Raw genomic sequence first — 20,427 nt, forward strand, 5'->3', positions numbered from 1 at the left:
GGGTCCCACCAGCAGAATCAGAAGCCCCGTGGGCCATGCCCGGCATCCTAGGCAAGGGGTGCACCGCACTTCCCAGCCGTATCGTCGGACAACCGATCCGAATCGGAATCGTTATCGCTCGCACAGCCTGCGAACAGCACATATCGACAAGTCGATCAGGCGCACGCACGGACTCTTCACAACGCATTCGCCGATAAGCCACGACCGCGGCTCGGTCTGATGTCACGTCACCCCGACCGGCTCCGACCGGAGTTCGGTCGCGGCGTCGAGCCGGTCTCCCGGCGGCGGTGTCTCCCAGTTCGGCTCCGGTGGGGACGGGGACTGAGCCGCCACCGGCATCTCGCCCCGGGGCGTCCGCCGGAACGCCGATGTGCCCCGCGACAGATCGTGGCCGATCGCGACCGCGTCGACGTCCGCCGAGACCCGGCTCTGCCCGTCCCGTTGTTCGGTACGCACCTTCAACCGCCCCTGCACCACGACCGGATCACCCAGTGCCACGGACGACGCCACGTTCGCGGCGAGCGTGCGCCTCGCCCACACCGTGAAGAAGTTGGTGTGCCCGTCCGTCCACTCGTTCTTCTCCCGGTCCCAGTACCGCGAGGTCACCGCCAGCCGGAACCGGGCCGACGAACCCGTCGACAACTCCCGGCAGACCGGCTGGGTCGCCACGTTCCCCACCACGCACACCATCGTCTCGTTCATCTCGCGAACCCCTTCCGCACGCCGGCACCGGGCGCCGGTGCCGACCGGACACGCGTACGGGCCCGTCCCGTACGGCTGCTGCGTCTGTCGTGCGGCGGTGCTGTGATCGCCGCGTGTTCAGACTGCCGCCGTCGGGCCGAGCCCGCTGAGCCCTGTGTGCTACTCGCCAGTTGTGGAAAACGCCGTCACCCGACGGGGTGAACCGGCCCTACGGAACCAGCCCTACGGGAACGGCCTCTCACCTCACCGGCGCCGCCCCCATCACCCGCCCGTACTGCTCCCGCACCTCCTGATACCGCAGCAGTTCGGCGGCCACCGGATCCAGCACCCGCGCCCGGCCGCACCCCGCGGCGGCTTCCCTCAGCCGCCGTTCCGCCTCGGAGCCGTATCGCCGCGCCGGACCGCGTGCCGCCAGTCCGCAGCCCCACTCGACGGCCGGGCCGCCGACGATGCCGATCACCATCAGCAGCACCGGCACCCCGAGATTCGGTGCCATGAAGCCGATGATCTGCCCCAACAGCCACAGCCCTCCCACGACTTGGAGGAGGGTCATGGACGCCTGCGCGAGCACCGCGGCCGGCCACCACCCCGGCCGCGGCGGCCGCCCCGTCGGTGCCCCGACCCGCATCGCCAGCTCGTCCAGCGCCTCGGGCAGCCCCTGCGCCCCGCGTACCGCCGCCTCGCGCACCGCCTGGGCCCAGGGCGCGGGCAACCCCGTCGCGGCGCGCTCCGACAACGTACGTACGGCCTGCTCGACGCGCTGTCGGGCAGTGGCCTCCTCGTCCACGGGCGCCGTCAGGGCGAGCCGTCCCGTCGGGGGTTCGCTCCGGTCCTGGTACCACCGCCACAGCCGTAGCCAGGGCGTACCGCACGCGCGGCCCGCGTTGCGCAGCCAGACGCGCTCGGCGGCCTCGCCCGCCGCGGTCGCGCCGACGGCGTCCGCGAGCCGCGCGGCGAACTCGTCCCGGGCCCGTTCGCTGAGCCCCGCCCGTCGCTGATGCGCGTACACCGGCCACAGCCGCGCGGCCGCCGCGTCCAGATCGGCGCGGACCCGGCGGGCAGGCGCGCCCCGCTCGGCCACGAACTGCTCCAGCGCGTCGCGCAGTTCTTCCACCCCGTCCCCGGTGAGCGCGGACAGCGCGAGCACGGCGGCGCCCGGTTCGCCGTGCTCCCCCAGCGCGATCCCGTCCTCGTCGAGCAGCCGCCGCAGATCGTCGAGCACCTGGTGGGCGGCCTCCCCGGGGAGCCGGTCCACCTGGTTGAGGACGACGAACATGACCTCCGCGTGACCGGCCAGGGGCCGCAGATAGCGCTCGTGGAGCATCGCGTCGGCGTACTTCTCCGGGTCGACGACCCAGATGACCGCGTCCACCAGTGCCAGGATCCGGTCGACCTGCTCCCGGTGCTGCACCGCAGCCGAATCGTGGTCGGGCAGATCCACCAGGACGAGGCCGCGCAGCTGGGCCTCCGCCTCCGGGCTCTGCAGGGGCCGCCGCCGCAGCCGTCCCGGGATGCCCAGCCGGTCGATGAGGCTCGCCGCGCCGTCGCTCCAACTGCACGCGATGGGCGCGGCCGTGGTGGGCCGGCGTACGCCCGTCTCCGAGATCGTCACCCCCGCGAGCGCGTTGAACAGCATCGACTTGCCGCTGCCGGTGGCGCCCGCGATCGCGACGACCGTGTGCTGCCCCGACAGCCTGCGTCGCGCCGCCGCCTCGTCCAGCACCCGTCCCGCCTCCGCCAGCGTCGCGCTCTCCAACCGCGTACGGGACAGTCCCACCAGCTCCCGCAGCGCGTCGAGCCGCGACCTCAGGTGCCCGTCGTACGCGAGCGGGACGACCGCCTGCGCGACCGGAGTCCGGTTCTCCACGGCCGGAACCCGCTCGACGGCACTCGTCTCGGTGGCCCGCCGGGCGATGAGCCCGTCGTCCCAGGGGTCGCCGGACTCCGTACGACCGGACGCGTCGCCGAACGTGCCCCCCGCACCGGGCGCGCCGCCGCCGGAACGGTCGGGCACGCGCGCGTGGACGTGGTTCTCGCCCCTCGGACGCTCGTCGCGGCTCGTTGGGCCGACGGTCCTGTCCCGCCCCTCGCTCTCTTCGGGCTCTTCGGTCTTCTCGGTCCGCTTGTCCTCGGCGCTCTCGGACGGACCTCCGTCCGGCTTCCCCGGGCGCGTTTCCCCGAAAGCGCCGGAAGCACCCCTCCCCAGGTGGCCGCCCCCACCAACGTCACCCTTCTTCCTGTCGACGTTCTTCTCGCCTTTCGTGTCCTCACCCTTCTCGGGAACGTCGTCTCCGGTCTGATCCGTGTGGTCAGTGACGGCGGTCACCACGGTCACCTCTCCTTCTGCAGTACGGACAGGGCGGCGATGAGTTCGGCCTGTGGTCCGGGGTGTACGTCGAGTGCGTCGAGCGGGGCGAGGTGGCGGTCGCGCTCGGCGTCGAGGGCCCGGTCGAGGTACTCGGTGAGCAGCCGTCCGCCGCGGTCGCGGAGCCGTAGCGCGCCGTGCGCCCCGATCCGTTCGGCGAGCCCCTCCCCCGCGGACCGGGCCCGTCGGCCGCCCAGCAGCGCTGTGGCGCCCAGGGCGGCCACCACCTCCACGTCCGGCGCGACGCTTCGGTCGAGGTCGCGCACCTCTTCCTCGGCGTACTCCTCGAGGACGCGCCGCCAGCGTCGTACGGTCATCCCGATCCGGTGCTCGACGCCCTCCCGCGTCGCGTCACGTTCCGTCAGTCCGGCGGCCACCGCGGCCGGTTCGCGGCCCCAGGCCTCGCCGATCCGCTCGTCGGCGGCGGTGACGGCGCACAGCACCAGGGTGCCGAGGCTTTCGACGAGGGCGTCGAGCAGTTCGCCGGGGGTGCAGTCGAGCGGATAGCTGCGCCACCGCTTGAGGGCGTCGCCCGCGAGCACGGCCCCCGACTGCAGGCGCCCCTTCACGCGCGCGTGCTCGCTGTCGTACGCGGTGTCGACGGCGGCGGTGAGCCGGAGGGCGGCGGAGTACTGCTGGGCCGCCGCGCTCGCCAGCTCGGGCATCCGGGACCTCAGCGAGTCGAGAACCCCGTGCGCGGTGCGCGCCATGGCCTGGTGCCGGGCTCCCTGGTCGGTCGCCTGCTGGACGAGCCAGGTCCGCAGCGGTGCGACGGCGGTGCCCGGCAGCAGCCCGCCGCCCCAGGCGGACTCGGGCAGTTCGGGCACGGTGAACCGGGGTACGTCGCCGAGCCCGGCCTTGGTCAGCAGCGCCGCGTACTGCCGGGAGACCTCGGAGACCACCTGGTGGGGCACCCGGTCGAGCACGGTGACCAGGGTCGCCCGGTGCTCCTTCGCGGACCGCAGCAGATGCCAGGGCACGGCGTCGGCGTAGCGGGATGCCGTGGTGACCATCACCCAGATGTCGGCGGCGCAGATGAGTTCGGCGGCGAGTACGCGGTTGTCGGCGTCCAGGGAGTCGACGTCGGGCGCGTCGAGGAGGGCGAGACCGGGCGGGAGGCTGTCGGCGGTCTCGACGCGCAGGACGCGCTCGCCGTCCTTGCCGCCGTCCCTGTTCGGTGGAAACGCGTCGTCGCCCGGATCCTGACCGGGCTCCCGCTGAGGCCGCCACGCGCGGGTGAGGTGGGGCAGCACGCGCATACCGCTGAACCAGTGGTGGTCCTCGGGATGGCAGATCAGTACGGGCGTACGGGTCGTCGGCCGCAGCACACCGGCCTCGCTGACCTTCCGCCCCACCAGGGAGTTGACGAGAGTGGACTTGCCGGCGCCGGTCGACCCCCCGACAACGGCGAGCAACGGCGCTTCGGGTTGTCGCAACCGGGGCACCAAGTAGTCGTCGAGTTGTGCGAGCAGTTCGTCGCGGTTGGCACGCGCGCGCGGGGCCCCTGCCAGGGGCAGCGGAAAGCGCGCGGCGGCGACACGGTCGCGCAGGGCGGAGAGCGCGTCTAGCAACTGAGGCCGTACGTCCAAGGTCACCACATGCGAAGAATGCCCAATTTTGTGGACTTTCTGAAGCATATGACTACGTCTGCGCGCCGACAGAACAGATGGGACGGAGGGGGCGAGAGGGGCGCAGGCATAACGAGTGCACAACACCCGGGGTCCAAGGCGCCAAAAGAGGTGCACGATTCGTACCTGCCTGCGATTATCAGGACCGCTTCACTGAACCTCCACATTGAGCCACGGAGGCGAAGCAACAGGGACAAGGACTGGGGAGCCCTATCCTTGTCCCCGGCAACGTCACGGATCAGCCCACACCCGGGCACCACGACAGAGGCCACCACACCCGGCCCCCGTAGCTCAGTGGATAGAGCAGGCGCCTTCTAAGCGCTTGGCCGCAGGTTCGAGTCCTGCCGGGGGCGCTCTGCACACGCATCGTTTCCGCCCTCCCTCCGGGAGGGCGTTTTTGCTGGTCAGAGACATGACAAGAGGCCCGTCACCGCGGCGCCGCAAGGCCGGACCGGCTCCCTGGTCCCTGGTCCCTCTACGGCCGGCAGGGCGGTACGTCATTCCAGGGCAGGGTAAAACGGCATACAGGTTGAATGAGAGCCGCATATCGGATCATCCTTGGCGCCATGAGTCTCGCCTCCGCCTCCTTCGGCCTGCCCGCCACGGGCGACTACGCCCGCGACTGGGCCCTGGTCGATGTGGAGACCTCCGGGCTCATGCCCCGGAGGGACCGGGTGCTGTCCGTCGCGGTGGTGACGATCGGGCCGGACGGCGAGCAGACCGGGGAGTTCTCCACTCTGCTCGACCCGGGATGCGACCCGGGACCGGTGGAGGTGCACGGGCTGACCGTCGAGCGGCTGCGGGGTGCCCCTACCTTCGACCAGGTCGCCGGGCGGATCGGAGCGATGCTCCAGGACCGCGTCCTGGTCGCCCACAACGCTCAGTTCGACTACGACTTCCTGGCCTACGAGTTCGCCCGTGCCCGGATGTGGCTTCCGGTGTCCCAGCGGCTCTGCACCTTGGCTTTAAATCGTCAGGTGGACCCGCCGACGGACGACATGAAACTGGGCACGCTGGCCGCCCACTACGGGGTACCGCAGCAGCGCGCGCACGACGCGCTGGACGACACCCGGGTGCTTGCCGGGATCCTGCGGGCTTCGCTGCGCGAGGCGGCGCGGCTCGATCTGCCCTTGCCGCTGGTCAGCTGCCCACCGCGGGCGGAATCGCAGTTCACCCCGAAGCCGCCCAAGACACCGTGCGCCTACCGCAATCCGGGGCGCATGGCTCCCGGCGGGCCACTGCTGCAGGGGATGAAGATCGCGATAACCGGTGAGACCGCGCACGCGCGGGCGGAGCTGGTCGGGCGGGCTGTCGCCGCAGGACTGAACATGATGACCTCCGTGAGTCGGCACACCAGCGTGCTCGTCACCAACGAGCCGGCGTCCCGATCCGCGAAGGCCCGACGCGCAGCCGCCGAGGGCGTGCCGGTCATCGACGAGCACACCTTTCTGCGACTGCTGGCCGACGTGCGGCCCGGGACGGTGCATGAGGCGACAACGGCTTCCGCCGTGATCGCGCCGGTGGAAGAGCCGGCAGTGGCAGCAGCTCAGGCCGCCGAACCCGAATCCACCACAGCGCCTGCCCCGAACGTACCTGTCCTGCCGCCGTCCTCCCCCGGCGCGACCGTCCCCGCTCCGCGCCAACCGGGCGACTCGGCCGGCACCTTGGCGGCCGGCACCTCGGCCAAGCCGCTGACGAACCGCCGGGTGCTGGTGCTCGGCGGTGCTCATGCCGATGCCGCCGCGGCTCGTACCCGCGTCGTCGAGCTGGGCGGATCCGCAGCGGTCAACCTGTCCGCCAGTGTCACCGACGTCGTGCTTCTCGCTGCCGGTGAGAAGGACCGCCGTATGAGCCGTATCACCGCCCTCGAACTCCCCCTGCACGACGCGGATTGGCTCACTTCCCCGACCGCCACCGACCCTGCCTCGGCGGCTGTCCGGCCGAAGGAGCCGCACGTGATGCCGAGGGGCGGCGTCATCGACCTGCCCATCCCGAACGGCAGACCCGCGCCCGAGTGGTACGTCACCGCCAGTTGGGCTCCGCAGGCCGACTGCGAGATCGACGTCGTCGCCTTCATCCTCGACGAGGACGAACAGGTCACCTTCGACGAGGACTTCATCTTCTACGGCGCCCCGGAGAGCCCTGCCGGGACGGTGCGGCTGCTGACCGGCGGCCCGGCGGAACAGACCATCGCCCTCGACCTGGCATCCCTGCCACCCGCGACGCGCAAAATCGTCGTCGCCGCGGCCATCGACGGCGCGACCACCTTCGGGACGGTCGGCGCGATCCAGATCGGGGCGGCTCCCGGCAACAGCGGATCGCCCCTCACCCGGGCCACCCTGGACGCCGCGACAACCGAACGCACCATGCTCCTCGCGGAGATCTACCGCAGGGGCCCGGTCTGGCGCCTGCGCGCCGTAGGCCAGGGCTACGACCACGGCCTCGACGCCCTCGCACGCGGTTACGGGGTCGACATCGCCGGCTGAACGACGGTGCCGGAGGCGGAGATCTGCCGCATCCCCTGGATCGGGAACGGCGACGCGGCGTGGGCGAGGCTCCCTGCGGCAGGCGTTCCCAGGCGATCCCTGAACTGACCATCGACCGGGAGTAGTTCACCCGGGAGGATTCGCAGACGGTGGCATACGGCCCGCTGCCCAGGGTGACCAGCAGCGGCAGGTCGCCGAGGTTGCCGCTGTCGGTGCTGGAGGTACTGGAGGTACTGGAGGTACTGGAGGTACTGGAGGTACTGGAGGTACTGGAGGTACTGGAGGTACTGGAGGTACTGGAGGTACTGGAGGTACTGGAGGTACTGGAGGTACTGGAGGTACTGGAGGTACTGGAGGTACTGGAGGTACTGGAGGTGCCGGTGTACGGGATGGCGTCCGGCGGCGCTGTCGCGCTGTGGGCGACCTCGTCCCGAGCGCTGCAGTTCGTGGTGTTGTCGGGGAAGACCCAGTTGGTCAGCTCGTCGGAGATGGTGGCGCCGCCCCCGTGAGGAGCCCCTCGTCGCGACAGCCCGGAAGCCTCCATGGCGTGTTCACCTCTCCTGGCCGCTGCCGGCAGCCGATGACGTCCGGGCACCACCGTCCAAACAAAACCAACCAGTAACGAACTCCGGCGACTTGCAGGGGTTGTTCTACTCGCCGATCTTCCGGCTGGTCAACGGGTCCGCGTAAAAGTTTCATGTGACTGGTCGTCAACTGTGCGGCGCATCACCCCACCCGCCCGACCGGATCAGTCAAAAAGAAACAGAAACCAACGCCGATGTCTTGACAGGGCTTCTGCCGACAGTTGTCATTAACCCGCCATACAGCGGACATGTACGTCTCCCTGTCAGCCGGTCACGGACCCGGCCCCGCCGTACCAGGCCCCCCGCCGCACCACGATCCCCTCGTACGCGGCCCCCTCCCCGCCCCCTCCCTCCCCGCTGCGGCCTCGCAAGCGGCACCGCCGTGCCTGCCTCCGAACAGACGCGGAGCCGGGACCTCGAAGAAGAGGTGAAGAAGCATGTCCCCAGGAACGTCTTCCGACCGGAGCAGCACCCGCGGACGCAGACCACGGCGCACGACCGCCGTCCTGCTCCTGACCCTGCTGGCGGCTGTCGCCGCGCTCCTGATACCCGCCTCGGCCGCCCAGGCCGCCACCACCGTGACCTTCACGACCGGCGCGGCACGGACCGACACCAGCGGCAACACCCTGCAACTCCACGGCATGGGCATCATCAAGGTCGGTGACACCTGGTACGGCTTCGGCGAGAACAAGACGGGCGTGACCTCGTCCAACACGTCCTTCCAGGCCATCGCCTGCTACAGCTCGACCGACCTGGCGAACTGGACGTACCGGGGCGACGCGCTGTCCCTGCAGAGCAGCGGTGACCTCGGCCCGTCCCGGGTGGTCGAGCGGCCGAAGGTGATCTACAACGCCACCACCCAGAAGTACGTGATGTACGTGCACATCGACAGCCTCACCTACTCCGAGGCCAAGGTCGGTGTCGCCACCAGCAGCACGCCCTGCGGCCCCTACGACTATCGGGGCAGCTCCCGCCCGCTGGGCCAACTGAGCCGTGACATCGGCCTGTTCCAGGACACCGACGGCACCGCCTACCTGCTGTCGGAGGACCGCAACAACGGCCTGCGCGTCAACCTGCTCTCCAGCGACTACCTCACCCCGGTGAGCACGGTCGCCATCCTGGGCAGCGGCGGCAGCGCCAACAGCTTCGAGTCACCCGCGATGATCAAAGCCAACGGGATCTACTACCTGCTGGCCTCGCATCTGACCGGCTGGAGTCTGAACGACAACGTCTACTCCACCGCCACCTCCGTCAGCGGCACCTGGTCGGCGATGAGGAACTTCGCCGCCCCGGGCACCAAGACCTACGGCAGCCAGACCGCCAACATCATCACGGTGGCCGGCACCTCCGGTACGACGTACATCTACGCTGGTGACCGCTGGAACGCCTCCGACCTCGGCGCGTCCCAGCTCATCTGGCTGCCCCTGACCATCAGGGGCACGACGGTGAACCTCGGCCAGTACCCGACCTGGTCACTGGATGTCCAGGCAGGCACCTGGACGCCGAACAGCGGCGTGCCGGGTGCGGGGGCCCACACCCTGACGAACTCGGGCAGTTCCCTGCGGCTCGGCGTCACCGGCGCCTCCACCGCCACCGACGCCAAGATCATCCAGGCGACAGCCACGAGCGGGACGGACCAGCAGTGGACCGTCACCAAGGTCGCGGACAACATCTACACGCTGAAGAACGTCAAGAGCGGGCTGTGCCTGGACGTGCCCAGCAAGTCGACCGCCGAGAACCGCCAGCTCATCCAGTGGACCTGCAACGGCGGCACCAACCAGCAGTTCTTCTTCGACCTGGTCGGCAGTTACACCGGCAGTGTCTACATGCTGGTGGCCGTGCACAGCGGGCTGAACCTCGGGGTGCTGAACAACGCGACGACGACCGGAGCGGCGGTCGTCCAGCTCACGGGCACGGGTGCGACAAGCCAGAAGTGGACCGTCGGGTGACGCCCTCGCGATGAGGTGAGTGCCGGCCCGCTGCCACTGCCCGTGGCAGCGGGCCGCACCCTGGGCATCGTCGAGGCTCCAGCTCCAGGGTCATGGCAATGCTCACCGTTACGCCCCGGCGGACCCGGCGGCCAACCCCGGTGCGGTTCCCGCGAAGGCGCTGGTGACGGCCGGTTCACGTCGTTCTCGGCCGTGACCCGCGAGGTCGCCGCCAGTTCGGCGAGAGGACACGAACCAGAACCTCGAACCGTATCCCTCGACCCCGGGCCCTACGCCGCAGATCGGCCCTCAGGTACCCAGTAGAACCCGAACTGCCGCCGTAGATGCCCCAGATCCACCAGGTACCGGCGCAGCGTCACATGGTCCAGCGGTGCGCCCTCGCACCAGGCGCGCAGCTTCTCGTCGACGGCCCGTTCGGGGTACTCGACGCCCGGCTCGAACGTCCGCTCGGCGACGTACCGCAGCACGACCAGCTTCCGCTGCCACCGGGCGGGCAGCCGGACGAGACGCCCGTCGCGCACGAAGGTCCGGAGCACGGGATCGGATTGCTCGGTCCCGTCGGCCTGCCCCGTGCCGTCGACCTGCCCCGTGCCATCGGTCTGCCCCGTGCCATCGGTCCGTTCCGTGCCATCGGTCCGTTCCGTCTCGGAGTCCCGCTCGGCCTGTTGGGCCCGTTCGGTCCGAGGACTCGCGTCCCGTACTTCGGCCCGCTTCTCCACGCCGTTCACTCCTCTGCCCCGCTGTGCGACTGACCGTCCCCGTCGTCCGGAGGCTAGCCGTCGGTCTCCCGTGAGCGAACCGATTTTCCGTCCGGCGCGGGGGCGTCCGGGTGCGGCCCGCCCCCACACCCCTGTTCGGAAAGGGTGATCCGCCGATGAACGCCGTGACCCTCGGTGCGCGGGAGCGTTGAAGGGGCGTGCGGCCACGCAGAGGCGGTCGTGCTCACCGATCAAGAAGGAGAACGTGATGTCTCGCATCGCGAAGGCAGCCGTCGTCACGCTCGGCACGTCCGCTGTCGTGCTCAGCGGCGCCGGCCTGGCCGCGGCGGACGCCGGCGCCGAGGGCAAGGCCGTCGGTTCCCCGGGTGTCCTGTCGGGCAACGTCGTCCAGGCCCCCGTCCACGTGCCGGTCAACCTGTGCGGGAACACGATCGACGTCGTCGGCCTGCTGAACCCGGCCTTCGGCAACGTCTGCGTCAACAAGAGCCACGACGACCACAAGGGCAACCCCGGCCCGTCCGGCTACGGCCACTGACGGGGCCGACACCCCGAGCGGCACCACAGCGACAAGAAGCCCCCGACGGTGTCCCACCGTCGGGGGCTTCGCGCCGCTCCCGGACAACCGCTCCCGGAAGCCCCTGCCTGTCACGCGTACCGGCCATACGTACCGATCACGCGTACCGGCCGCACGTACCGATCACGCCCACCGGTCACGCGTACCGATACACGCTCCCGATCTCCTCCATCGCGCCCGGAGTCACGTTCCAGGGCGGCATCCGCTCGTCCCGCGCGACGATCCGTCCCCGCTGGGAGTCACCCCTCCCCGGCGGCTTGGCCGGCAGGTAGCGCGCGCCCCGGTGGCGCCGTTGCCAGCGCGTCCACTGGAGGTCGACGAAGGCGTGGTGCAGCCAGAAGACGGGGTCGTTGACGGAGGCGCCCCCGACCATGTGCCCGCCGACCCACCGGTGCACGCGATTGTGGTTGAGCCACGAGCCGTTGCCGGTCCCCTGACCCCACCCTTCGAGCCGGTTGCGGAAGCCCCCGCGGGTGACCGAGTTCCAGGGCGCCTTGTCGTAGACCGGATCGGCGAGGGCCGCCTCCAGGTCACGGGCGGTGGGCAGGGCGACGGGGTTGCGGGGATAGCCGAAGTCCCGGGTGAGGTACTCGACGTCCGTGAGCCCCTCCGTGATGGTCCACCCGCCGGTGCCGTACGCGAAGGGGCCGGTCATCACCCGGTGGTCGGAACGCCGCCCGTTGCCGCCGAGCAGGTCCGCCGTCCAGGGCACCGACGTCGTCGTACGGTCCCGGGTCCAGTCCCAGTACGGCACGGTCACCGAGTCGTCGATCCGGCGCAGCGCCTTCTCCAGCTCCAGCACGAACCGGCGGTGCCAGGGCAGGAAGGAGGGCGTCATGTGGGCCGTACGCAGACCGCCGTCGCCGTCGGAGACGTAGTGGTCGATGTGCATCCGCACGAACTCGTCGTACTCGCCGCGCTGTTTGAGCTCCAGCAGCGCGCCGACGAACCGCCGCCGCTCCGCGCGCGTGAGCGTGCTGACGTCCTTACGGGTGTAGGCCATGGCCGACCGCCCCCTCCGCCACGTCCCGTACGCGCAGGCGCTGGGTGACTCCGAGTTCGTCGACGGCGGCGCGGGTCGCCTCCAGCGCCGTCGGGTACGAACGGTAGTGGTCGATCATGCTCAGGTACGTGCCGTCCGCTCGGCGCATGAGGTGCAGCGGGCGCCCGTCGACGGTGACGTCCCACGCGCCGGGGCCGGGCGTCCGGGCGCCCAGGTAGGCCGCCCGGCCCGCGTCGGCCGGGACGCCCTGGATACGACGGCCCCGGTACGTCTCGTCGAAGTCGGCCTCCTCGGGTCGCTCCGACCGGCGGGGCCACGCGGCGGCGACGACGGGGGCCACGGCCAGGGCGACGGCCGACACGCCCAGGGCACGCAGCGCGTTGCGGCGCGTTCTGCTCCGGCCGCCGTCGGGGTCCACCGTCACTCTGCTGACGACCAACACTCTCTCCTCGTCGTGTTCAGTAGCGGTGACCCCCGGACGGCCGGGCCCGGGCTCGTACGGCCCGGGCCTCGCTCTCCGTGTCGCCGCGGGCTCAGACGAGCCCGAGGTTCGCGGTCGGCGCCGTCCGCAGCAGCGGGGTGAGGACGGCCGCCTGGGGGTCCTTGAGGCTGGGCAGGCCCAGCGCGTCGGGGTTGGGCGCGGTCAGCGGGGTGTCGAGGTTCAGCCCGGGGGTCAGGGTGCGCAGGTCGGCGGCGGGGGCGTCGACGCCGACCCGTTCGAAGCCCTCCCCCACGACCCGGGGCAGCGGGGCCTCGGCCCGCATCCCCGGCAGCGCGGCGCCGAGCGGCACCTGCGGCAGGGTGCTCGCGGGCAGCAGCCGGCCCTCGACATACGTCGGCCCCTGGGGGGCACCCGGCCTGAGCAGCGGCAGTTCCCCGCCCAGCCTGGGCATCTTCACGTTCAGGGAGTGCTCCACCCCTTCGAACGGTACGGGGACGGGGACCGTCTCGGCCGCGACGGCGGGGGCGGCGGAGGCGCCCATCGCGGCCGCCACACCGGTGACGACGGCGGCAAGGGTTCCTCGTGTGGTCGGCTTCATCTCGGTACGGTCCCTTTCAGGAATGGGCGGATCCAGGATCGGCGATCGTGGGGATCGACCGAAGCGACGGATGCGGAAACGGCGGTGCGCGAGCCGTGATCCGGGGCTCGGTGTCCGTACCGGGTGAACGATCCGGAGATCTCCCTCAGCACAAGATTCACCCGAGTGCCGCAGTGGTCCGAGAGGCCCATGGACCCATTACCTGATTGGCCCATTACCCCATTGACTCGTTGACTCATTGGTCAGCTTGTCCAGAAGTCCCACCAACGGGTCAGGATGAGCATTCCGATCACTCCGAGGTGCACCACCGGAAGCACCCACGTGAATTCGCCGAGAAAGCCGCTCAGCCAGGCCGGCGCGGGCAGGAAACCGTTGCGGATGTCGAACGAGGTCAGGTACCAGAAGAGGACGATCGTGGCGATCCACGCCAGGCAGCACCACAGACAGAGCGAATTGATCCGGTACAGCGACTCGAACTGCAGCCAGGTCACGAAACCGACCCCGAACAGCGCCCCCGCCTCGAAGGTCAGCCAGTACCAGCGCGGAAAGGCCGCCCCGGCCAGCAGGCTCATGCCGACGCAGACGACGATGCCGTAGGCCACCAGGCCGAGCATCGGGTTGGGGAACCCGAAGGCGGACGCCTGGTCGCTCTTCATGATGTTGCCGCAGGAGACCACCGGGTTGAGGCTGCACCCGGGGGTGAAGTTCGGGTCCTCCAGCAGCTTGAACTTGTCGAGCGTGATGACCCAGGAGGCGAGCAGCCCGGCCGCGCCGGTGATCAGCAGCAGGATCGCGAAGGCACGGCTGCCGCCCGCCGTACCCGCCGCGCGTCCTGCCGGGGCGGCCATCAGCCGCGCAGGCTACGGGCCGGCAGGAGGACGTGCGCCGCGCTGGTCAGCGTCTCGGTGTCGCCCGCGAAGGCGGCGAGGGCCTCGGGCTCGACAGGCATGCCGGGCTGGGCCTCGGGCCAGGGGCGGGTCGCGAAGAGCAGGTAGGCGAAGCCGCGTCGGCCGACGGCGGCGAGCCACTCCGGCGGTGCCGGACACTGGGCGTTGAGCTGCGGCATGGTGACGACGGCCTGGCCCGCCTCGACGAGCAGGGTGACCGGCAGGCTGGGGTTCGCGGAGCCGTCGACGACCTTCTCGCCGATCGACAGACCGAGACCCGTCAGCAGATCCGTCACGGCGGCCGAGGAGCCCTCCGGGCCGCTGCGGCCGTCGCCCAGGGTGTAGGCGAGCAGATAGGGCATGTCCCCGTCGGGGGCTTCACCGCTCCACGCCATGACGACGAGCGTGCCGAGGTCGGCGGGGTGGAAAGGGCGGGTTTCAGCGGAAGTTGAAGTCACCGCGGAACACTATCCAGGCCCGCCAAACGACTCTGTCGCCTTTTCACCCGACCAGGCGACACACGACGGCCGACCACACGAACGAGGGACACCCCTCGAACAACGTGGAATTCACGCTTTGGAGGGACGGCAGAACGAACGGGGCCGGTTCCGCGGCTTCGCGGAACCGGCCCCGTGAGACCGCGAAAGGGACCGTCAGCCCTGGAGGGGCAGACCACCGAGGAGCTTGCTGGGGCCGCCGGCGGCGTTGAGGGCCTTGGTCGCGCCGCTCACCGTGTGGAGCACGGAGCCCTTGCTCTCCGTGTCGAGCGCGTTCGACTGCTGCTGCAGTGGCTGCGGCGCGATGGGCCCCTTGAAGAGCGTGTTCACCGCGCCGTTGAGACTGGTGGGCGTGACGTCCGCGGCCTCGTAGGCAAAGGCCGGCGCGGCGGCACCGGCGATGGCGATGGACCCTGCGACGACGGCGGCGGCCTTCAGCGACTTCATCGTGTTCCTCTCCTCGGATACTGGAAGCACTGCGCCATGTCCAACGAGCCCTCGCGCCGACGGAAACCCCTACCGGACAGGTCATATCTGACACCGAACGACAGGTCATACGAAACAGCCGTCGGACCGACCCGGACGGCGGTCGGCCCGACGGCTGACGGTGAGGAGGGCTCGCCCGAGGCGGCTCCCCTCAGACGGCTCCCCCGGGTCTCACCGCACGGGCGGGGCGACCGGCGGCCGCATGGGCAGGTCGGCCGCGGGAGGCGTCACGGGCAGGTCGGCCGGCGGCCGCACGGGGAGCAGGTCGGTCGGGACGGGCAGGCCGCTGCCCAACAGGGTGGCCGCGACCAGCTTGACCAGGCCGGTCACCACACCGGTGACGGCGGGCGGCACCTGGGCGAGGTCGCTGGAGGTGACCGCCTTGAGCAGGGCGTCGACCGCCGTCTGCAGCGCGGTGAGCGCGTCGGTCACCGGGTCCGCCGCGACCCTGCCGACCGGCTGCGCGATGCCTCGATCGTAGGCCGGCAGCGTGACGGGCAGCTGTGGAGCGGCCGGCCGGGCCGGGGCCGCCGGGACCGTGGGTGTGGTCGCGGCGGGCGGGGTCGCGGGTACGGCGGGCGCGGCCGGGTTGGCCGGCCGGACGGGCGGGGTCACCGGCGCGGCCGGGTTGGCCGGCCGGGCGGGCAGGGTCACCGGCGCCGTCGCCTTCGCCTTGGCGATGGCGACCTTCACGGCCTTGCCCAGCTCGGCCGCCCGGTCGGCGGAGAGCCGGCCGTTGTCCGCCTCGAGTACGGCGTCGAGCAGTTCGGTCACCGGTTTCAGTACGCCGCCGAGTTCACCGAACCCCTTGAGCTGAGCCTGGAGCTCGTCCGCGCCGGGGACGGGGGCCGCCGACCGGGCGCGGTCAGGCGTCGACTCGACGTCGACCGCCAGGGCCGCCGGAGCGGTGACGCCGAGCAGGAGCGCGGCGCAGAGCGCGGAGGCCGCGAGACGCCGTGCGGGCAGAACACGCATGGATGTTCCTTTCCATCGGTGTGAGGGATCGTGCTTTCACCGTGAAATCGGTGATCGCCGCGTGCAACCGATGGGCACCATTCGGCGCAACACGAACCGGCCGCCCTCCCCCCGGGGGGGAGGACGGCCGGTTCGTGGTTAACGCGCGAACGTCAGGCCGGGGACGTCAGTCCTCGAACGTCAGTCGTTGAAGCACTTGTTGCCGAACGCGGGGTTCAGCAGACCGATGATGTTGACGGTGTTCCCGCACACGTTGACCGGCACGTGGACCGGAGCCTGCACGACGTTGCCCGACAGCACGCCCGGGGAGTGGGCGGCGAAGCCCTTCGCCTCGCTGTCGGCGGTGGCGACGCCGGCGGTGCCCGCCACGGCCGCGGCAGCAACGGAGGTCAGGGCCAGGCCCTTCGCGATACGCGACATGGAGAGGTGCTCCTTGGAGTTGATGCAAAATCACTCGGGCGGGGATGCCCGGCGCTGAATCAACGCGCGGCACGCACCGGGGGTTGTGCCTCCAAAGGAGTGATCTCGCAAACCGCCTGCTTCACCATTCCGACACAGTTGGCATGTTCCGCAGATAAATACTCATAGCGGGCTAGAGTTGCGCACCTCCCCAGGCCGTATCGGCCTTTATCAGATCCGCAGATTTTCGGCACCTCGACGGTCCGCGGCATTTCCCCGACAAGCACCCGAACGAGCTCTCGAAAGGGCACCGCCGGCATGCGAATTCATCCGGGTCCTCTGCTGCGCCGCGCGATGGTGGGCTGCTGCGCCCTCGCCGCCCTCTGGGGGCCCGGCGCTCCCGCGACGGCCGCGCCACCCTCGCCCTCGCCCTCGCCCGAGGCCGAACACCTGGCCTTCACCCAGCGCTACCGGGCGGTGCAGCACGGCGGGATCGTCCGCGCGGCCAACTCGTCCATCACCTGCCGTACGACGGTGACAGCCACCCCATCCACGGCGCCCCGGTCCACAACGGCCCGACCCGCGGCGCCGTCGTGCGCCGACGCGCGTGCGGGGCACACCGCCTCGAACGACCAGTTCGACATGTTCTACATCGACGTCGACCGGGACCCGAACACCTACAACTCCAGCCGGGGCGAGGTCCGGCTGCCGCCGGGCGCGCGGGTGACGTACGCGCGGCTGTACTGGGGCGGGAATCTGCGGGTGGGTGAGCAGAAGCCGCCGAAGGACAACGGACGGGTGCTGATCGCGGAGCCCGGCGGCGCGTACAAGGAGGTGCTCGCGGACTCGGTGGTGGGGCACCGGGTGACGGGGGGCGCGGACGCGTTCCAGGCCTCGGCGGACGTCACGGAATTGGTGCGGTCGAGCGGCTCGGGGCTCTACACGGTGGCGCAGGTCAATGTGGCCATGGGCCGTTCGGCGGCGGGCGCGTGGGGCGGCTGGACGCTGATGGCGGCCTACGAGAACCCGGCTGAGCCGCTGCGGAACCTGGCGATGTGGGACGGCTTCGACACGCTGACGACGGGCGGGGAGCAGCGGGTCCTGATGAGCGGTCTGGCGCTGCCCGAACGCGCGCGCGGGACGGTGGGCCTGGTCGCCTACAACGGGGATCGCGGGAGCGAAGGCGATTCGCTCACCGTGTCGACCGGGCAGGGTCCGGCCGTCGCGCTCGGGGACGCGGCCAACCCACGCGACGACATTCTGAATTCGACGATCAGCGAGCCAGGGACGGTCGTCGCGGGGCGTACGCCGGCGTACTCCAACACGCTCGGCTACGACTCGGATGTTCTCGAACTGGGTGACGAAATCCGGCGTGGCGGTGACCAGTTGGCCTTCCGGCTCGTTTCGCAGCGGGACGCGGCCTGGGTCGGGGCACTCTTCGTCGCCGTCGACGCCAAGCCGTGACGCGCGCCGCCCGGCGCCGCCCTTGAGCGAGGAACCCGCATGCAACTGTCACCATCCGACCCTCCGTCGCGGGTCCTGCATCTCACCCAGCCGGTCGACGGCGGCGTCGCCCGTGTCGTGACGGACCTGGTGCGGGCCCAGCTCGCCGAAGGCCTGCACGCCACGGTGGCCTGCCCCGACGGCCCGCTCGCCCCGGAGCTGCGCTCGCTCGGCGCGGACGTACGGCACTGGGCGGCCACCCGGTCGCCGGGGCCCGCGCTCGTGTCCGAGGTGCGCCGGCTCCGGCGGATCCTCGACGACGTACGGCCCGACCTGGTGCACACGCACAGCGCGAAGGCCGGGCTGGCGGGCCGGCTCGCTGTACGGGGGCGCGTGCCGACCGTGTTCCAGCCGCACGCCTGGTCGTTCGAGGCGGTGGGCGGCGCCATGGCGGCGCTGGCGCTCGGGTGGGAGCGAACGGGGGCGCGTTGGGCCTCGCGGGTGGTCTGCGTCAGTGAGGCCGAGCGGGTCACCGGGGAGCGGGCCGGGGTGCGGGCGCGGTGGACGGTGATCCCGAACGGGGTCGACGCCGGGCGCTTCCACCCCGCCGCCGTCGACGCCGTACGCGCCGGGATTCCACTGCTCGCCGGGGTCGATCCGGCCGCACCCCTGGTGGTGTGCGTGGGGCGGCTGTGCCGGCAGAAGGGGCAGGACGTGCTCCTCGCGGCGTGGGACGCGGTGTCGCGGCGGGTGCCGGGGGCGCGTCTGGTGCTGGTCGGGGACGGGCCGGAGGGCGAGCGGCTGCGGGCCCTGGCGCCCGCGGATGTGCTGTTCGCCGGGGCGGTCACGGACGCGGTGCCCTGGTACCAGGCCGCCGATCTGGTCGTCCTGCCGTCGCGGTGGGAGGGCATGGCACTGGCGCCGCTGGAGGCCATGGCGTGCGGGCGGCCGGTCGTGCTCACCGACGTGGACGGGGCCCGCGAGAGCCTGCCGCCCGGTCAGGAGCCGGTGCCCGTCGAGGACCCCGCCGCGCTCGCCGGGGCCGTCGTCCGTCTGCTGCTCGATCCGCTGCTGCGCGAGTCGCTCGGCCACCAGGGTCGCCATCACGTACTGACCACGCACGACGTACGGCACACGAATGAGGCCGTCGCGGACGTGTACCGCGAACTGCTCGGCGGTGCGGACGGCCGGCGCGGGAAAGCCACCGAGTGCAGGGAGTCCATCCACACGTGACTGCGGAACGTACGGAAAGTACCGTCCCCTCCTCCGGTGGCCGGCAACGCGACTACGGCGGCGCGGCCGTCTCGGTGGCCCCGCCGCGCGAGGCCGTCGGCGGCCTGGCCCGTCCGGCCGGGCGGCGGCCCGTCGCCCGGCCTCCCTCGGGGCTGCCCCTGCTCGCCGTGGACGGCGGCGCGGCCCTGCTCGCGGTCCTGGCGCTCACCGGCGACACGGCTCCGGGGCGGCCGCTGATGGCCGCCGCCCTGACCCTGGCCGTGGCGTGGCTGAACGCCCGGGCGCGCCTGTACCGGCCGCCCGCCGTGCCCGCCGTGCTCGACGAACTGCCCGCCGTGTGGGGGCGGATCGTGCTCGGCTGGTGCGTGCTCGGCGCCGGTGTGGCCGCGCACTCCCCCGACCACGCGCTCGCCGCCCACGAGCTGGCCCTCGGCTGCGCCCTGCAGTCGGCGGTGGCCTGTGTCGGCCGGGGCACGGTGCACTGGCACCGGCGCCGGGCGCTCGTCCGGCGCCCCGGCGCGGCCCTGGTGGTGGGCCCGGCGGCGACCGCGCAGCGCGTGGCCGCCGCGTTCCTGCGCCACCCGGGGTGCGGCGTCCGGCCCGTCGGTGTCGTCGCCGACCAGGCCGGCGGGACCGAGGGTCTGCCCGTGCTGACCACCGCCGAGGAGGTGCGGCGGGCGGCCGTCCAGAACGGCGTCCAGGCCGTGCTCGTCGTCGGCTCCCGCACCGAACGCGCCCCGTTGTTGGGCACGTTGGAGGCCGACGGCTGCGCCCTGTGGGAGGTGGACGCCGAGTCCCCCTCGTACGACCGGGAGGGCTCGACCGAGCTGCTCGCCGGGTTCGCCTGCCGACGGCTCGAATTGACGAACCGCCATGAAGCCTCCGGGAAGCGGATGTTGGACGTGGTCGTGTCCGGGGCGCTGCTGCTGATGGTGAGCCCGCTGCTGCTGATGTGCGCGGTGGTGCTGCGGCTGAGCGACGGGCCCGGGGTGGTGTTCCGGCAGGAGCGGATCGGCCGGGACGGGCTGCCGTTCACGCTGCTGAAGTTCCGTACCCACCGCCCGGCCGACGCGCACGAGGCGGCGACCCGGTGGAGCGTGGCGAACGAGCGGGAGATGGGCTGGTTCTGCCGCTTCCTGCGGCGCAGCTCGCTGGACGAGCTGCTCCAGCTGTGGAACGTGCTGCGCGGTGACATGAGCCTGGTCGGCCCGCGCCCCGAACGGCCCTACTTCGTGGCCAAGTTCGGGCAGACCTACCCGGGTTACGCGGCCCGGCACCGGATGCGGACCGGCATCACCGGGCTGGCCCAGGTCACCGGGTTGCGCGGGGACACCTCCATCGAGGACCGGGCCCGCTTCGACAACGCGTACATCGACAACTGGTCGCTGTGGCAGGACTTCTGCATCCTGGTCCGCACGGCTACCGCGCTCGTCCGTCCGACGGGGAGCTGACCTTGA

The 20,427-nt window shown here is 71.5% G+C and carries 19 protein-coding genes and 1 tRNA gene; 8 read left to right on the forward strand and 12 right to left on the reverse strand.

Annotation, left to right across the window (positions count from 1 at the left end; translation table 11 throughout):
• Positions 1-222: 222 nt before the first annotated feature.
• From OG202_RS17740 to OG202_RS17750, 3 genes are all read right to left on the reverse strand, one after another.
• Positions 223-702 carry a single-stranded DNA-binding protein gene (locus OG202_RS17740; protein ID WP_327729674.1) on the reverse strand — a complete coding sequence of 160 codons (480 nt, stop codon included), beginning with the start codon at positions 700-702 and terminating at the stop codon, positions 223-225.
• A gap of 238 nt (positions 703-940) precedes the next feature.
• On the reverse strand, positions 941-3,028 hold the full coding sequence (locus OG202_RS17745; protein WP_328223105.1) for a YfjP family GTPase: 2,088 nt from the start codon (positions 3,026-3,028) through the stop codon (positions 941-943).
• A gap of 5 nt (positions 3,029-3,033) precedes the next feature.
• Positions 3,034-4,704, reverse strand: a complete 1,671-nt coding sequence (locus OG202_RS17750; RefSeq protein ID WP_326582743.1) for a dynamin family protein — start codon at positions 4,702-4,704, stop codon at positions 3,034-3,036.
• Positions 4,705-4,975: 271 nt separating this feature from the next.
• On the opposite strand from OG202_RS17750, the gene OG202_RS17755 reads away from it, so the two are divergent.
• The 4 genes from OG202_RS17755 (at position 4,976) to OG202_RS17770 (ending at position 9,714) form a co-directional block, all read left to right on the forward strand.
• A tRNA-Arg gene (locus OG202_RS17755) sits at positions 4,976-5,048 on the forward strand.
• Between the two features lie 213 nt (positions 5,049-5,261).
• The gene (locus tag OG202_RS17760; protein WP_327729673.1) at positions 5,262-7,181 is read left to right on the forward strand and encodes a DEDDh family exonuclease; all 1,920 of its coding nucleotides are present in this window, start codon (positions 5,262-5,264) and stop codon (positions 7,179-7,181) included.
• 149 nt (positions 7,182-7,330) lie between these two features.
• Positions 7,331-7,690: a hypothetical protein gene (locus OG202_RS17765; protein ID WP_328223106.1), complete on the forward strand. Its 360-nt coding sequence runs from the start codon at positions 7,331-7,333 to the stop codon at positions 7,688-7,690.
• A gap of 512 nt (positions 7,691-8,202) precedes the next feature.
• The gene (locus OG202_RS17770) at positions 8,203-9,714 is read left to right on the forward strand and encodes an RICIN domain-containing protein (protein WP_327729671.1); all 1,512 of its coding nucleotides are present in this window, start codon (positions 8,203-8,205) and stop codon (positions 9,712-9,714) included.
• A gap of 269 nt (positions 9,715-9,983) precedes the next feature.
• Here OG202_RS17770 and OG202_RS46530 read toward each other — a convergent pair whose 3' ends face one another.
• On the reverse strand, positions 9,984-10,517 hold the full coding sequence (locus OG202_RS46530; RefSeq protein WP_405961910.1) for a DUF2087 domain-containing protein: 534 nt from the start codon (positions 10,515-10,517) through the stop codon (positions 9,984-9,986).
• 163 nt (positions 10,518-10,680) lie between these two features.
• Here OG202_RS46530 and OG202_RS17780 point away from each other — a divergent pair, with 163 nt between their 5' ends.
• Complete coding sequence (locus OG202_RS17780; RefSeq protein WP_326582737.1) at positions 10,681-10,968, forward strand: chaplin; 288 nt, start codon at positions 10,681-10,683, stop codon at positions 10,966-10,968.
• 175 nt (positions 10,969-11,143) lie between these two features.
• Here OG202_RS17780 and OG202_RS17785 read toward each other — a convergent pair whose 3' ends face one another.
• From OG202_RS17785 to OG202_RS17820, 8 genes are all read right to left on the reverse strand, one after another.
• Complete coding sequence (locus OG202_RS17785; protein ID WP_326582736.1) at positions 11,144-12,010, reverse strand: tyrosinase family protein; 867 nt, start codon at positions 12,008-12,010, stop codon at positions 11,144-11,146.
• The gene (locus tag OG202_RS17790) at positions 11,994-12,452 is read right to left on the reverse strand and encodes a tyrosinase cofactor (RefSeq protein ID WP_405961148.1); all 459 of its coding nucleotides are present in this window, start codon (positions 12,450-12,452) and stop codon (positions 11,994-11,996) included. Before OG202_RS17790 ends, OG202_RS17785 begins: the two co-directional genes overlap by 17 nt.
• Positions 12,453-12,543: 91 nt before the next feature.
• Positions 12,544-13,050, reverse strand: a complete 507-nt coding sequence (locus tag OG202_RS17795) for a hypothetical protein (RefSeq protein ID WP_326582735.1) — start codon at positions 13,048-13,050, stop codon at positions 12,544-12,546.
• Positions 13,051-13,292: 242 nt separating this feature from the next.
• Positions 13,293-13,898, reverse strand: a complete 606-nt coding sequence (locus OG202_RS17800) for a vitamin K epoxide reductase family protein (RefSeq protein WP_327729669.1) — start codon at positions 13,896-13,898, stop codon at positions 13,293-13,295.
• Positions 13,898-14,395 (reverse strand): DUF5949 family protein, encoded by a 498-nt coding sequence (locus OG202_RS17805; protein ID WP_327729668.1) that lies wholly within the window; start codon positions 14,393-14,395, stop codon positions 13,898-13,900. The genes OG202_RS17800 and OG202_RS17805 overlap by 1 nt, the downstream gene beginning before the upstream one ends.
• 195 nt (positions 14,396-14,590) lie before the next feature.
• Complete coding sequence (locus OG202_RS17810; RefSeq protein WP_326582732.1) at positions 14,591-14,881, reverse strand: hypothetical protein; 291 nt, start codon at positions 14,879-14,881, stop codon at positions 14,591-14,593.
• Between the two features lie 210 nt (positions 14,882-15,091).
• Positions 15,092-15,895, reverse strand: coding sequence for a hypothetical protein (locus OG202_RS17815; RefSeq protein ID WP_328223107.1), 804 nt, complete (start codon positions 15,893-15,895; stop codon positions 15,092-15,094).
• Positions 15,896-16,075: 180 nt separating this feature from the next.
• A complete protein-coding gene (locus tag OG202_RS17820) occupies positions 16,076-16,315 on the reverse strand; it encodes a chaplin (RefSeq protein WP_326582730.1) in 240 nt (79 codons plus the stop codon).
• Between the two features lie 297 nt (positions 16,316-16,612).
• Between OG202_RS17820 and OG202_RS17825 the strand changes: the two genes are divergently transcribed.
• From OG202_RS17825 to OG202_RS17835, 3 genes are read left to right on the forward strand one after another with little or no spacing between them, the layout of a single operon-like run.
• The gene (locus OG202_RS17825) at positions 16,613-17,758 is read left to right on the forward strand and encodes a DUF3344 domain-containing protein (protein ID WP_327729666.1); all 1,146 of its coding nucleotides are present in this window, start codon (positions 16,613-16,615) and stop codon (positions 17,756-17,758) included.
• A gap of 39 nt (positions 17,759-17,797) precedes the next feature.
• The gene (locus tag OG202_RS17830) at positions 17,798-18,970 is read left to right on the forward strand and encodes a glycosyltransferase (RefSeq protein ID WP_327729665.1); all 1,173 of its coding nucleotides are present in this window, start codon (positions 17,798-17,800) and stop codon (positions 18,968-18,970) included.
• Positions 18,967-20,421 carry an exopolysaccharide biosynthesis polyprenyl glycosylphosphotransferase gene (locus tag OG202_RS17835; RefSeq protein WP_327729664.1) on the forward strand — a complete coding sequence of 485 codons (1,455 nt, stop codon included), beginning with the start codon at positions 18,967-18,969 and terminating at the stop codon, positions 20,419-20,421. The genes OG202_RS17830 and OG202_RS17835 overlap by 4 nt, the downstream gene beginning before the upstream one ends.
• The last annotated feature ends 6 nt before the right edge of the window (positions 20,422-20,427 follow it).

The organism is Streptomyces sp. NBC_00310, assembly GCF_036208085.1.
Lineage (GTDB): Bacteria > Actinomycetota > Actinomycetes > Streptomycetales > Streptomycetaceae > Streptomyces.

What these genes read in the sequence shown, in the direction of transcription:
- OG202_RS17740 (WP_327729674.1), bottom strand. Translation starts at nt 702, where the DNA reads ATGAACGAGACGATGGTGTGCGTGGTGGGGAACGTGGCGACCCAGCCG.
- OG202_RS17750 (WP_326582743.1), bottom strand. Translation starts at nt 4,704, where the DNA reads ATGCTTCAGAAAGTCCACAAAATTGGGCATTCTTCGCATGTGGTGACC.
- OG202_RS17760 (WP_327729673.1), top strand. Translation starts at nt 5,262, where the DNA reads ATGAGTCTCGCCTCCGCCTCCTTCGGCCTGCCCGCCACGGGCGACTAC.
- OG202_RS17770 (WP_327729671.1), top strand. Translation starts at nt 8,203, where the DNA reads ATGTCCCCAGGAACGTCTTCCGACCGGAGCAGCACCCGCGGACGCAGA.
- OG202_RS17780 (WP_326582737.1), top strand. Translation starts at nt 10,681, where the DNA reads ATGTCTCGCATCGCGAAGGCAGCCGTCGTCACGCTCGGCACGTCCGCT.
- OG202_RS17785 (WP_326582736.1), bottom strand. Translation starts at nt 12,010, where the DNA reads ATGGCCTACACCCGTAAGGACGTCAGCACGCTCACGCGCGCGGAGCGG.
- OG202_RS17795 (WP_326582735.1), bottom strand. Translation starts at nt 13,050, where the DNA reads ATGAAGCCGACCACACGAGGAACCCTTGCCGCCGTCGTCACCGGTGTG.
- OG202_RS17800 (WP_327729669.1), bottom strand. Translation starts at nt 13,898, where the DNA reads ATGGCCGCCCCGGCAGGACGCGCGGCGGGTACGGCGGGCGGCAGCCGT.
- OG202_RS17810 (WP_326582732.1), bottom strand. Translation starts at nt 14,881, where the DNA reads ATGAAGTCGCTGAAGGCCGCCGCCGTCGTCGCAGGGTCCATCGCCATC.
- OG202_RS17815 (WP_328223107.1), bottom strand. Translation starts at nt 15,895, where the DNA reads ATGCGTGTTCTGCCCGCACGGCGTCTCGCGGCCTCCGCGCTCTGCGCC.
- OG202_RS17820 (WP_326582730.1), bottom strand. Translation starts at nt 16,315, where the DNA reads ATGTCGCGTATCGCGAAGGGCCTGGCCCTGACCTCCGTTGCTGCCGCG.
- OG202_RS17825 (WP_327729666.1), top strand. Translation starts at nt 16,613, where the DNA reads ATGCGAATTCATCCGGGTCCTCTGCTGCGCCGCGCGATGGTGGGCTGC.
- OG202_RS17830 (WP_327729665.1), top strand. Translation starts at nt 17,798, where the DNA reads ATGCAACTGTCACCATCCGACCCTCCGTCGCGGGTCCTGCATCTCACC.